Source organism: Cellulomonas avistercoris (assembly GCF_014836445.1).
GTDB lineage: Bacteria > Actinomycetota > Actinomycetes > Actinomycetales > Cellulomonadaceae > Cellulomonas > Cellulomonas avistercoris.
This window is the reverse complement of the sequence record NZ_JACSQV010000004.1, coordinates 32,862-46,989: the sequence shown is the minus strand read 5'-3', so window position 1 is coordinate 46,989 and position 14,128 is coordinate 32,862. Positions and strand designations below refer to the sequence as shown.

Sequence of the window (14,128 nt, the reverse complement as noted above, 5' to 3'; positions counted from 1 at the left end):
GGGCCGCGCGGCGGCGGACCGCTGGCCGTGCGTCCGCCGTCCCGCCCGGCCGCCCCGCTCCTCGACGCGCGCGCCGCGGGCGGGTCACCTAGCGTGGCGGGACCTGGTTCTCCAGCCACAGGGAAGCGTGCGCCCATGAACGTCCCGCGCCATCGCGTCGTCATCGTCGGGGGCGGCAACGCCGGCATCTCGCTCGCGGCCAAGCTGCTGCGCGGGGGGTGCCCGGACGTCGCCCTCGTCGAACCGAAGCAGGTCCACCAGTACCGGCCGCTGCTGTCGTACGTCGCGGGCGGTGCCGCGACGCTCGACGACCTGACCCGGCCGCAGGCCGACGTCGTCCCCCGCGGGGTGCACTGGTACCGCGACCGGGTCACGGCCGTCGACCCCGCCGCGTCGGTCGTGGAGCTCGCCGGCGGCGAGCGCGTCGCGTACGGCGACCTGGTGCTGTGCCCCGGTTCGGAGGTCGACTGGGACGCCGTGCCGGGCATGCGCGAGGCCGTCGCGACACCCCACGCGTCAACGAGCTACCTGCCGGAGCACGCCCCCGGGACGTGGGAGATGCTCTCGTCGCTCACGTCGGGCCGTGCGGTCTTCGCGATCTCCGACCGGCACGTGCCCTGCTCGCCCGTCGGGCTCAAGCCGCTGTTCCTCGCGGCGGGCCACTGGTGCGCGACCGGGGTGCTCGACACGATCACGATCGACCTGCTGGTCGAGGGCTCGCGCCTGGCCGGCACCGCGCGCGCCGACCGCGAGCTGCGCGCCGCGGCCGACGACTACGGCGTGCGGGTCCGCACCGGCACCTCCGTCGCGCAGGTCGAGCCCGGGTCGCGGACCCTGCACCTGCTCACCGCGAACGGGACGGACACGCTGCCCTACGACGCCCTGTACGTCGCGCCGCCGCACCGCGCGCCCGCGTGGGTGGCCGCGAGCGGGCTCGCGTCGGCCGGGTCCGACGGCTTCGTCGACGTCGACCCGCAGACGCTGCAGCACCGCACGTACCCCCGGGTGTGGGCGCTGGGCGACGTCGCCACGGTCGACACGTCACCGTCCGGCGGCGCGCTGCGCAAGCAGGTCCCGGTGGTCGCCCACAACATCCCCGCGGCGCTCGTCGGGGGCACGCTGCGCCACTACGACGGGTACACGGTCGCCCCGGTGACGACGTCACGGCACGAGCTGCTGCTGGCCGAGCACAACCGCGACGAGCACGAGGAGCCGACCATCCCGTTCCCCGACCTCGTGCGGCCGCGGCGCTCGCTCTACCTGTTCGACCGGTACGTGGAGCCGCAGGTGTACTGGCACCGGCTGCTGCGCGGCAAGGTGTCCTGACGGGCGCACGCGACCCCGTGCCGCCGCGCGCATGCGGTGGTAGGACGGACTCCTGACGTCGCACCACCAGGGGGCCGCCATGCGCACGTCCACGCTCGCCCGTCCGCTCGTCGTCGCCGTCGCGGCGCTCGCCCTCAGCGCCGGGGCGCTGCCCGGCAGCGCGGCGCCACCCGACGCGCCGGACGTCGGCGACGGTGCCGAGCCCGACGGACGCGGCGGGCCCGGCGGGCACCACGGCCCGGGCGGGCCGCACCCCGGGCGTCCGCCCGCCAAGGTCCCCGTCGCGGTCGGGACCGGCGGCGCCGTCTCGACCGTCGACCCGGACGCGACCCGCGTCGGTCTGGACGTGCTGCGCCGGGGCGGCAACGCGGTCGACGCGGCGGTGGCCGCGGCCGCGACGCTGGGCGTGACCGAGCCGTACTCGGCGGGCATCGGCGGCGGCGGGTTCCTCGTCGTGTACGACGCGGCGAGCGGGACCGTGCAGACGGTCGACGGCCGCGAGACCGCTCCGGCCGCGATGGGCCCGGACGCGTTCGTCGAGGACGGCGCCGCCATCGCGTTCGAGGAGGCGGTCACGTCCGGGCTGTCGGTCGGCGTGCCCGGGACGCCCGCGACGTGGCAGGCGGCCCTCGACACGTGGGGGACGCTGAGCCTGCGGGAGGCGCTGGCGGGTGCGACGCGGGTCGCCGAGCGCGGGTTCGTCGTCGACCGGACGTTCGCGGACCAGACCGCGCAGAACGCCGACCGGTTCGCCGACTTCCCGTCGACCGCCGCGCTCTTCCTCCCGCGCGGTGCGCCGCCGCGCGTGGGGTCGGTGCTCCGCAACCCCGACCTGGCGCGCACGTACCGGCTGCTCGCGCGCGACGGCGTCGACGCGCTGTACCGCGGGCCGCTCGCGCAGGAGATCGTCGAGACCGTGCAGGCGCCGCCCGTGGCGCCCGGAAGCGCGCGCGTCGTGCGGCCCGGGCTGCTGGAACCGGCCGACCTCGCGGCGTACGAGGTGGTCCACCGCGACCCGACGCAGGTGACCTACCGCGGGCTCGACGTGTACGGGATGGCGCCGCCGTCGTCCGGCGGGTCGACGGTCGGCGAGGCGCTGAACATCCTCGAGACCGTGGACCTCGGCGCCCTCGACGAGACGCAGGCGCTGCACCGCTACGTCGAGGCCGCGTCCCTCGCGTTCGCGGACCGCAACCGGTGGGTCGGCGACCCGGCGTTCGTCGACGTCCCGCTCGCGGAGCTGCTGTCCGACGCCTTCGCCGCCGAGCGCGCGTGCCTGATCGACCCCGCGGCGGCGCTGCCCAAGCCCGTGGCGCCGGGGTCGCCCGACGGGACGTACGACGCCTGCGGGACCGGGGGTGAGCCGAGCGCCGAGACCCCCGAGGGCACGTCCACGACGCACCTGACGACGGCCGACCGCTGGGGCAACGTGGTCGCGTACACGCTGACCATCGAGTCGACCGGGGGCAACGGGATCGTCGTCCCCGGCCGCGGGTTCCTGCTCAACAACGAGCTGACGGACTTCAGCCTCACCGACTCGCAGGGCGGCGCCGACCCGAACCTGCCCGGCCCCGGCAAGCGGCCGCGCAGCTCGATGGCCCCGACGATCGTCCTGCAGGACGGCCGCCCGCTGCTGGCGCTGGGCTCCCCCGGCGGCTCGACGATCATCACGACCGTGCTGCAGACCCTGGTGAACCGCGTCGACCTCGGGATGCCGCTCGACGAGGCCGTCGCCGCGCCGCGCGCGACACCCCGCAACGGGACGTCGATCCAGGCCGAGCCGGCCTTCCCGCGCACCGGGCTCGAGGCGCTCGGGCACGTGTTCGCCGACAACCCGGAGATCGGGGCTGCCACCGCGATCGAGGTGCTCGACCGCGGCACGTTCCTGTCCGTCGCCGAGCCGGAGCGGCGCGGCGGCGGCAGCGCGGGCGTCGTCCGACTGCGCCGCTGACGCTGTCGGGGGGGGGGGGGGGGGGCCCCCCCCCCGCCCCCCCCCCCCCCCCGGCAGTCAGCGCACCCGGGACACGTCTGCCGGCGTCACGGGACGATCCGCGGTTGGCGGTGCCCCGTCGCGGCCCACTCCTGGGGCGTGAGCTGGTGCACGGCGCCCGCCGGGTCCTTGACGTAGATCTCCGGCGCGCTCGCGGACTTGTAGATGTCCGACCCGTCGACCCAGGCCACGTCCCGCACGCCCGGGGTGCCTGCCGTCGTCCACTGCTCGTACGTCAGCAGCTCCACCTTGCTGCCGGACGGCCACGACGTGACGCCGTAGACGGACGGTGACCACGGGTACTTGACGTAGTCCACGGCCTTCATCTGGTAGCCCGGCAACCCGGCGGCCGACCACTCCTCGGGCGTGATGCGCCGGGGCACCCCGAAGCTCACGCGGTACAGGTGGTAGTCGTACGCCATCTTGTACGGCACCAGCGTGAAGGTCGTCACCTCGGCGTCGCCCTCGTCGTACGTGTCGGGCGGCGCGACAGCAGGCTCCAGCAGGGGGAAGAGGGACGCCGGGTTGCGGCACGCCGTGCGGAGCTTGTCGATGGTGAGCACGCCGACGTAGGTGCGCACCTCGCTGACGGCGCCGCGCCATGCCCGCACCGTGCCACCGGCGGCCTGCGCCGACCCGATGCGGAACCGACCGAGCGCGGACCAGGCACCCTTGCCGGCCTGGGGCTCCGAGGCCAGGGGGTTCTGGTCACCGGGCGCTCCGGCCGTGCCGATGTCGCACACGGTGAGGCCGAGCCGTCCGTCGGGGTCGCGCGTGGCCGTCAGGTGCGCCCACGCGCCCTGGCGGACGGGCACCGACGACGTGACGACGGCGGCCTCTCCCGCGGTGTCGCTGCCGGGCATCGAGAACGCCCAGCAGTGCCCGCCCGTCTCCTCGGGGCACGACGCACCGACCCGGTGTCCCAGCTCGAACCCCGGGACCACCTGACCCGCCTGGCTCACGGCGGTCGCGTCGCGCGTGACGTCGTCCAGGCGGACGAACGCCGAGACCGAGAAGGTCCGGTCCGTCGCCACCACCGGGCCGGCGGCCGTCGCCGCGTCGTCGTCGGAGTCGAACACCAGCGCCCGGTCATTGGCGGCACCACCCAGGTCCGACGGCAGGCCGGGGCCGCGCCCCGGCGTCCCGGTGATCGTCAGGGGCGCCGACCCGGCCAGGTCGGCAGCCGTCGTCCCCGTCTCGTCCAGGCGCCACGCGTTGCTCAGCCCCGGGAAGGCCACGCTGAACCGGTAGTCGCGGCGCGGGCTCGTCCACCCGGCACGGTCGACGGCCACGACCGACAGCGTCTGCGTCCCGACCTGCCGGGGTCGGACGAGCACGGTCGGGGTGCTCGCCGGGGCGCGGTTGCCGAGGGCCGTGGACGCCAGCGAGTAGCGGTACTCGACGACGTCGCCGGAGCCCGCGTCGGAGAACTGCAGGAGGCCGGGGTGCCCGACACCGCCCGACGTCGCGTCCTCGCGGTACATGGCGGGGCGGCCTTCCACCGGGGCGACGGCCGGCATCCGGGGCGGAGTGAGGTCCACGGTGAACTCGCAGGCCGTCGGCGGCCCGAGCTCGGACCAGTCGTCCAGGCCGCGCACCTCCCACCGGTACGTCCGATTCTCCTGCAGCCGACCGCCCGGCACCCGCACGTGGTGCCCCGCGCCGGATCCCTGCGCGGGGAGGATCTCCGGTCCCCACACCACAGCGCCGCCCGCGGTCAGGTCGCGCAGCTCGAACCAGGACTGGACGTTCGAACCGTCCGGGTCGGACACCCGCGCGTTGAGCTGCGGCGTCACGGTCCGCGTGAAGGGCCGCCCGTCGCCCGTCGCGCAGGCACCACCCGTCTCGCTCATCGAGAGGTCTGCCGGCGGGGCCGGGAGCCGGTTGAACTCGACCGAGAGGGTCGCGTCGGCGCCGTACCGCTTCCAGGACGCCATCGAGCCCTCGTCGGCGGCCATCCCGAAGGAGGCCGTGGTCCGGTCGCCCCCGGCCGTCGACGCGGCAGCGCTCGTGACGTCGAACTCGATGCGGCGCGGCTCCTTGCCGGCGCCGCAGCCCGGGCGGTGCGTGATGGTCTGCGTCTGGAGGGGCTGCCAGTACGCCCCGCCGGGGTACACCGTCGTGTGGTCGAAGTCGGAGACGGCGTGCAGCGTTACCGGCATGGGCGTGCACGAGTAGGAGTGCGTCCCGGTCACGGCGAAGGTGGCCCGCTTGACGTCGCGGGCGTCGAGCGACGCCAGGTCGTGCAGGCCGGCGAACTGCCACAGGACGCGGGCCCGGTAGGTGCGGTCGCAGTCGGCGATCACCCGCACGTCGCACAGGCCGACCCCCTCCGCGCCGGTGAAGTTGTAGAGGTTGCCGAACTCGGTGCGCACGGCGATGCGGTGGTGGAGCGTCCCGCTGATGCCCGGGTCGATGAAGACGGGCCACTGCGTGCCCGGCTCCGCGAGGACCTCGGCGTCGGGCGTGATCGTCACCGCGTCGGGCGCGACGTCGCTCGGCATGACGACGACCTCGGCGCCCGGCGCGGGCGCGACCGTCGGGTCGACCTCCTGCGCGCCGGTCCCGACCCCGGGGTCCGGGAGACCGTCCCAGCCCGGAACGGCCCGTGCCTCGCTCGAGTCCCACATGGTGGGGAGAGGGCTGGTGAAGACGCGCGCACCGGACGCGTCCGCCACGACGAAACCGCCGTCGGCCGCCGCCAGCTCGATGCCGTCGGACGTCTCGACGTCGAACGTCAGCTCGGCCAGCGCCGGGTTCGCCGCTGCCTCGGGAGACTCGACGCGCAGGACCTCGGAGAAGCCCGTGGCGTCCTCGTCGACCGTGACGACCAGGTCGACGCCCGGCAGGACCTCCGGGTAGGTCAGCTGCGAGCCGTCCACGCTCGGAGCGGGCAGGTCGAACGGGGCGTCGAACACCACCTCGTGCCCGTCGCGCTCGATGCGCGCGAGCGGTGCGCCGTCGGACCCGTCGGAGAACGTCATGGGTGTGACCGCGGAGGCCACCCCGTAGCCACCGTCCCCCGGCACGACCGTGGGGTCGACCGGCTCCCACTGCCCCGACACGTCCGTGCGCACCGCGGCGATCGACGTCTCCAGGCGCATCGAGCCGTCCGGCAGCGCGTACGTCGTGGTCCACGCGCTGCGCGCGTCGAGGACCTCGACGTCACGGTCGCACCGCACCGCCAGCGCCGACGCGGCGTCGACCTGCGGCGCCTCGTCCGCGCACGACTCCGCCGCCGCGGGCGCGCCGGGGCCCACCGCCTGCGCCACCGGCACCGCACCGCCGACCACGAGCACCATGCCCAGCGGCACCGCCCACAGGGCAGCGCCCCGTCCCACGTCCATCGTCACGGTCATCACTTCTCTTCGTCGTGCACGTCACCGTGCGGGGGCGGGCGTGGGCTGCGCCAGGGCCGCAGCCCGGCGCGGGCGGGCGTCAGCGCACGAGCACCTGCCCGGGCGCCTCGTTGGCGCTGTTGATCCGGTCCCAGCCGGTGGTCCCGCCGTACGAGACGAGCCACCTGCCGTCGCTGTTGGACAGGAAGACGTCGTCCTTGCCGTCACCGTTCATGTCGGCCAGCTGGAACCGCTCGGTCCCGAGGGTGCCGCCGTTGTTGATGATGTTCCAGCCCGACGTGCCGGTGTACTGCACGCGCCAGTTGCCGTCGTGCGCCCAGGCCCAGAACACGTCGGCCTTGCCGTCGCCGTTGAGGTCACCGAGCTTGACGTTCCCGGCGGCGTTCGTGTCCTGTCCGAGGCTCGCCCAGGGGCTCGTCCCGCCGTAGGACACGAGCCAGCGCCCGTCGGGGTGGGCGAGGAAGACGTCGTCCTTGCCGTCCCCGTTCACGTCGGCGAGCTGGTACGACTCCGTCCCGAAGCCGCCGCCGTTGTTGATGATGGTCCACCCCGATGTGCCGGCGTACTGCACGCGCCAGTTGCCGTCGTGCGCCCAGGCCCAGAACACGTCGTCCTTGCCGTCGCCGTTGAGGTCGCCGAGCTTGACGTTGCCGGCGGCGTTCGGGTCCTGGCCGATGCTCGACCACGCCGTCGTCCCGCCGTAGGAGACGAGCCACCGGCCGTCGGGCGGCGCGAGCATGACGTCGTCCCGGCCGTCGCCGTCCACGTCACCGAACCGGTACCAGCTGCTCGGCAGGACGCCGGCGCCGTTGATCGCGGTCCAGGACGTCTTGCCGTCGAAGGAGACGCGCCACCGGCCGTCGTTCGGGCTGTTCCAGAACGCGTCGGCCTTGCCGTTGCCGTCGAGGTCGATGCCGCTGGCGTTCTTCGCCGCGGGCAGTGCCGCCGGCGTCGTGCCCGACGGAGTGGGGATCGACTCGGTGTGGCCGCACGAGGTGCGCAACCGCTCGATGGACACAATTCCCGCGTAGACGCGGACCTGACCGACAGCACCCAGCCACGTGTTCGCTGCGGCACCCCCGGCCAGCCCGCGGCCGAGCTGGAAGCCGCGCACGCCCATCCACCGGCTGCCCGACGTGACCACGGCGCCCTCCTCGGGTGACCGGTCACCGGGCGACTCGAGCGACCCCAGCGTGCAGACCGTCACCTGCAGCGTCCCGCTCGACGCGTTGCGCGTACCCGTCACCTGGACCCACTCGCCCGCGACCACGGGCGCCGACGACGTCGCCACGGCCCGAGGAGCCGTGTCGGAGTCCGCCGAGCGCATGGAGAACGCCCAGCACAACGGCATCCCGGTCGGGCACCCACTGGCCGACAGTCCGAGCTCGAAACCGCTGACCTGGAACCCGTCCTGGCTGACGGCAGTCGCGGCACGTGCCGCCTGGTCCGCTCGCACCACGGCCGTCACCGAGAACGAGTCCGTCCGCACCACGGGGGTCGTGGTCCCCGCGGTGTCCGTCGGTCCGTCGAAGAGCAGCGCACGCTCACCCTCGGCCTCACCGAGCGAGGGGATCACCCCGGGCACGCGCGCCACGCCGGGCGACACCGCCAGCGGCGGGCGACCCTGTACCACGTTGACGGCAGTACTCCCCGACGCCTCGTCGAGCTGCCACGCGTCGGTGATCGCGGCCGGAGCCACCGTGAACCGGAATGTCTGCGTGGGGCTGACGTTGCCGGCACGGTCGACGGCCTGCGCGTACAACGTTTGGGTCCCGACCGCTGTTGGCGTCAGCACTGCTTGCGGCGTGTCGCCCGGCACCGACATGTTCAGCGCCTGGCTGTTCAGGGAGAACAGGTAGTGGTCGACGTCGGTCGCACCCGCGGCGGAGAACCGGAAGAGCCCTGGCTGCCCGATACCGCCGGACGTCGCGTCCTTCGTGTACGTCGCCTGCAGACCTGCCACGGCGTCGACGCCGGGCATCGGCGGTGGGGTGCGGTCGATCGTGAACTCGCACGAGACCCAGGGACTCGCCGCGATGCCGTCACCGCCGGAGACGCTCCAGCGGTAGACCCGGCCCTCGGTCAGGTTGCCCCCGGCCTGCACGGCGTGCTCGGCACCCGAACCCTGGGCGGCCATCCACCCTGTATCCCAGACCGGGCTGCCCGACGCGACGTCGTCGATGACGAACCGGGGGTGCACGTTGCCGCCGTCGGGGTCGTGCAGGACGGCGCGCAGCACCGGGGTGAAGCTGCGGATCGCCGGCCGGAAGGCGCCGCTGACGCAGGCCGAGTCCGGTGCGGTCGTGCGCGCGTTCACGGGTGCCGACGGCGGCCGGTTGTAGCTGACCGAGAAGGTGGCGTCCCAGGCGTAACGCTTCCAGGACATCATCGAGCCCTCGTCAGCGGCGATGCCGAACGACGCGAGGCCGCTGTTCGCCGTGGCGACGGCCTGCGCCTGCCACGTGGCGTCGAACTCGATGCGCCGCGGCTCCTTGCCCGCACCGCAGCCCGCGCGGTGCGTGATGTTGTGCGTCTGGATCGGCTGCCAGTAGCCACCACCCGGGTAGACGGTGCCCGCGTCGAAGTCGGAGACGGCGTAGAGCGTGACCGGCATCGGCGTGCAGGAGTACGAGTGCGTCCCGGTGACGGCGAAGACGGCGCTCTGGACGTCGGACGGCTCGAGGTTGCCCAGGGCCTGCAGCCCGGCGAACTGCCACAGCACGCGGCTGCGGAACGTGTGCGAGCACGTCGTGGTGGCGCCGCGGTCGCACAGGCCGACGCCCTCGTCGCCCGCGAAGTTGTAGGCGGTCCCGACGACGGTGCGCACCGCGGTGCGCTGGTTGAGCGACCCGGACATGCCCGGGTCGATGAACACGGGCCACTGCGTGGCGGGGTCGGCCAGGAGGTCGGCGTCCGGCGTGATGGTCACGGCGTCGGGCGCGACCTGCGCGTCCATCGCGACGACGTCGGCGCCGGCGGCCGGTGCGACGGCGGGGTCCGGGGCGTCCGAGGTCGCGCTCGCCGCGAGGGCCGGGCCCCCCAGCCACGACGACGGCGCGGGACGCCCGGTGCCCGAGTCCCACATGGTGGGGAGAGGGCTGGTGAACAGGGGCTCGCCGGACTCGTCGGCGGCCACGAAGCCACCGTCCGTCTGCTCCAGGTCGATGCCCTCGGAGGTCTCGACGTCGAACGTCAGCTCGGCCAGCGCCGGGTGGGCGGCCGCCTCGGGCGACTCGACGCGCAGCACCTCGGAGAAGCCGGTCGCGTCCTCGTTGACCGTGACGACCAGGTCGACCCCGGGCAGGACCTCGTCGTACGTGACCTGCGAGCCGTCGACGCTCGGGGCGGGCAGGTCGAACGGCGCGTCGAAGACGACCTCGTGCCCGTCGCGCTCGATGCGCGCCAGCGGTGCACCGTCCGAACCGTCGGAGAACGTCATCGGCGTCACGGCCGACGCGACCTGCAGGCCGCCGTCGCCCTCGACGACCGAGGCGTCGACCGGCTCCCACTCCCCGCTCACGTCGGTCCGCACCGCCGCGATCGACGTGTCCAGGCGCATCGACCCGTCCGGCAGCGCGAAGGTCGTGGCCCACTCGCTGCGCTCGTCCAGGACCTCCACCTCGCGGTCGCACCGCGCGGCGAGCGCGCCCGCCGCGTCGACCTCCGGTGCGCTGTCGGCACACGCCGGGGCGGCGGCGGGCGGCGCGGGTCGAGGTCCGGCCGCCTGCGCGACGGGTGCGGCACCCGCCAGGGCCAGTGCCGCCGCCGTCGCCAGGGCCCATGCGGCGCGCGTGCGCCCCCCGTTGCTCGTCACAGTCGTCTCGTCTCCTCGTGCGGTTCGCCCGGTCCGGGACGGTCGGTGGGGTGGGCGCGGCGTCATCGCCGCAGGCCGGAGCCGCGCGCCGGGATGTCCCCCGGAGCGCCGAACAGGAAGGCGTACTCGGGCGCAGAGCCGTCGTTCTCGTCGTTGAGGTGCCAGGACCCCTGCCGGAAGACGCCCACGGTGTCGATGCCGTCACGGTTCCAGTCCCCCGCCACGGGCACGTCGTCGGCGTTGCCGTAGCCGAACACGTGCTCCGGGGCGGACGAGTCGTTCTGGTCGTTGAGGTACCACCAGCCGCCGCGGAAGACGCCGACGGTGTCGACGCCGTCGCCGTTCCAGTCGCCGAACACCGGGATGTCGCCGGTGTTGCCGTACGTGAAGACCCGCTCCGGCGCCGATCCGTCGTTCTGGTCGTTGAGGTTCCAGACCCCGCCCCGGAAGATGCCGACGGTGTCGACGCCGTCACCGTTCCAGTCGCCGACGACGGGTCGGTCGCTGGCGACGCCGTAGTTGAACACCCGCTCGGGGGCGCTGCCGTCGTTGCCGTCGTTGAGGCTCCACTCGGAGCCGCGGAAGATGCCGACGGTGTCGACGCCGTCACCGTTCCAGTCGCCGACGACGGGCGTGTCCGTGCCGATGCCGAAGCCGAAGACGGCGGTCGCGTCGGACGGGTCGCCGGGCCCGTTGACGTACCAGGCGGCGCCGCGCATGACGTGGACCGAGCCCGCGTAACCGGGGTAGTACGCCGGGGGCGAGGGCAGCGGGCTCGGGGCGGGTGGCGGCGTGGGCACCGGGCTGAGCTCCGGGACGATCGCGGTCGGGTTGCTGCACGTGAGGCGCAGCCGCTCGACGGAGACCACGCCGGTGTAGGTGCGGACCTGCGCGACCGCACCGGGCCAGTGGCGCGCGGGTACGCCGCCGGCCCTGCCGTGCCCGACGCGGAACGCACCCAGCGTGGCGGGGGTCCCCACGGACGCGGCACTGCTCACCGTCGGCGGCTCGCTGAAGGGCGCCTCGCGGTCACCCAGCGAGCACACCGCGAGCTGCAGCGTGCCGGCCGTGACGTCCCGGACGGCGATGAGCATGACCCACTCACCGGCCACCGCCGGCTTGTCGGACGCCGCGACGGCCACCGTGGCCGACGACGTGTCGGACGCGGGCGTGCTGAAAGCCCAGCAGCTGTCACCGACGCCTTCGGGGCAGTCGCCCTCCGCGCGCAGGCCGAGCTCGAAGCCGCTCACGGTCGTGCCGTCCTGGCTCACCGCGGTCGCGGTCCGGTCGACGCGATCCAGCCGGACCGTGGCCATCACGGTGTAGCTGCCGTCGGTGCGCACGATCGGCGTCGTGGACGTCGCCGCGCCGCCGGCGAGCTGGAGGGCGCGGTCACCGGCACGCGGGCCGTCGACGCGGCTCACGGCACCGGTGAGCGTGAGCGGGCGGTTCGCGGCCGTGTGGTTCGCGGCGGTCGAGCCCGACTCCTCGTCGAACGCCCACGCGTCGCTCACGCCCGCGGACGCGACCGTGAACCGGTAGACCCGGGCGGGGCTCGCCCACCCGGCCTTGTCGATGGACTCGACCTTCAGCGTGTGCGAGCCGATGGTGGTGGGCACGACGGCGATCGTCCGGTAGGTCGCGGGGACGGTGCGGATCTGCTGGCCGGAGACCTCGTACCGGAAGGCCGCGACGTCCGTGGACGTCCCCGGGTCGAGCGTGAACCGACCCTCGATGCCGATGCCGCCGCGCGTCGCGTCCTCGGCGTAGACCGCCGGCATGTCGGCCACGGGCGTCACCGTCGGGATCACGGGCGGGGCGAGGTCCGTCACGAACTCGCACGCGACGGCGGGGCCGGTCGTGATGCCGTCACCACCGAGGACGCTCCACCGGTACACGCGCCCACCGGCGAGGACGCCGGACGGCACGGCCGTGGCCTGCTCCGAGCCGGTGCCCTGGGCGGGCAGCCAGCCGGAGCCCCACACCCGCGCGCCCGTCGCGATGTCGTCGACGACGAACTGGCCGTGCAGGTTGCCGCCGTCGGGGTCCGTGAGGACGGCGCGCAGCACCGGGGTCACGCTGCGCAGCGCGGGGCGGGCGGCGCCGGTGCGGCACGCCGTGTACGGCGCGGTCGTGCGCGCGTTCTGGGCGGCGGCGGGCGGCCGGTTGTACGTGACGGAGAACGACGCGTCCCAGGCGTACCGCTTCCAGGACATCATCGAGCCCTCGTCGGCGGCCATGCCGAAGGAGGCGTTGCCGGTGTTCGCCGACGCGACGGCCTGCGCCTGCCACGTCGCGTCGAACTCGATGCGACGCGGCTCCTTGCCGGCGCCGCACCCCGCCCGGTGCGTGATGTTGTGGGTCTGCAACGGCTGCCAGTACCCGCCGCCGGGGTAGACGGTGCTCTGGTCGAAGTTGGCGACCGCGTACAACGTCACGGGCATCGGGGTGCACGAGTACGAGTGCGTGCCCGTCGCGGCGAAGACGGCGCCGAGCACGTCACCGGGCTCGAGGTTGCCCAGCGCCTGCAGGCCCTCGAACTGCCACAGGATGCGGCTGCGGAACGTCTGCGGGCACGTGCTCGTCGCGCCGCGGTCGCACAGGCCGACACCCTCGTCGCCGGCGAAGTTATAGGCGCTGCCGAAGGCGGTGCGCACGGCCGTGTAGTGGTGCAGCGACCCGGAGATGCCGGGGTCGATGAAGACGGGCCACTCGGTGGCGGGGTCGGCGACGAGCTCGGCGTCCGGGGTGATGGTCACCGTGTCGTCGTCGACCTCGCTGACCATGGCGGCGACCTCGGCGCCGGGCGCGGGCGCGACCGTCGGGTCGACCTCGTCGGCGGTCGGGCCGACGCCCCGGTCGGGCCCGCCGCCCCAGCCCGGGACGGACGCGACCGTGCTGGAGTCCCACATGGTCGGGACCGGGCTGGTGAACACCGGCGCACCCGACCCGTCGGCGGCGACGAACGCCCCGTCGGTGGGCTGCAGCGCGATCCCGTCGGACGTCTCGACGTCGAACGTCAGCTCCGCCAGCGCCGGGTGCGCGGCCGCCTCGGGTGACTCGACACGCAGCACCTCCGAGAAGCCCGTGGCGTCCTCGTTGACCGTGAGCACCAGGTCGACACCGGGCAGGACCTCGGCGTACGTCACCTGCGCACCGTCGACGGTGGGCTCGGGCAGGTCGAACGGTGCGTCGAACGTCAGCTCGTGGCCGTCGCGCTCGATCCGGGCCAGCGGCTGGCCGGCGGACCCGTCGGAGAACACCATCGGCGTGACCGCCGAGGCGACCACCAGGCCGCCGTCGCCCTCGACGACGGACGCGTCGACGGGCTCCCACTCGCCCGACGCGTCCGTGCGCACGGCCGCGATCGACGTGTCGAGGCGCATCGTGCCGTCCGGCAGCGCGTACGTCGTCGCCCACTCGCTGCGTGCGTCGAGCACCTCGACCTCACGGTCGCACTGCGCGGCGAGCGCCGCGGCCGCGGTCTCGTCGGCCACCTCGTCGGTGCAGGTCGCAGGCGCCGGGGACGCGGGCACTGCCGGCGCATCGGCCCAGGCGGCCGGGGCCAGCCCGGCCGCCACCAGCGCCAGCGCCGACGCGACGGCCGCCGTCCGCAGCCCGGTCACCACTCGTCGTCGG

General features: G+C 74.5%; 5 protein-coding genes. 2 read left to right on the top strand and 3 right to left on the bottom strand.

The features are described 5' to 3' along the window. Window positions 1-135 precede the first annotated feature (135 nt). Complete coding sequence (locus H9657_RS05985; RefSeq protein ID WP_191781416.1) at window positions 136-1,326, top strand: NAD(P)/FAD-dependent oxidoreductase; 1,191 nt, start codon at window positions 136-138, stop codon at window positions 1,324-1,326. Between the two features lie 79 nt (window positions 1,327-1,405). After that, window positions 1,406-3,277 (top strand): gamma-glutamyltransferase, encoded by a 1,872-nt coding sequence (gene ggt, locus H9657_RS05980; protein ID WP_191781409.1) that lies wholly within the window; start codon window positions 1,406-1,408, stop codon window positions 3,275-3,277. Window positions 3,278-3,363: 86 nt separating this feature from the next. Here ggt and H9657_RS05975 read toward each other — a convergent pair whose 3' ends face one another. The 3 genes from H9657_RS05975 to H9657_RS05965 form a co-directional block, all read right to left on the bottom strand. Beyond that, window positions 3,364-6,675 carry a LamG-like jellyroll fold domain-containing protein gene (locus H9657_RS05975; protein ID WP_191781407.1) on the bottom strand — a complete coding sequence of 1,104 codons (3,312 nt, stop codon included), beginning with the start codon at window positions 6,673-6,675 and terminating at the stop codon, window positions 3,364-3,366. A 79-nt stretch (window positions 6,676-6,754) separates the two neighbouring features. Continuing rightward, a complete protein-coding gene (locus H9657_RS19575; protein ID WP_191781405.1) occupies window positions 6,755-10,489 on the bottom strand; it encodes an FG-GAP repeat domain-containing protein in 3,735 nt (1,244 codons plus the stop codon). A gap of 62 nt (window positions 10,490-10,551) precedes the next feature. Beyond that, window positions 10,552-14,115 (bottom strand): LamG domain-containing protein, encoded by a 3,564-nt coding sequence (locus H9657_RS05965; RefSeq protein ID WP_191781403.1) that lies wholly within the window; start codon window positions 14,113-14,115, stop codon window positions 10,552-10,554. Window positions 14,116-14,128: the final 13 nt, after the last annotated feature.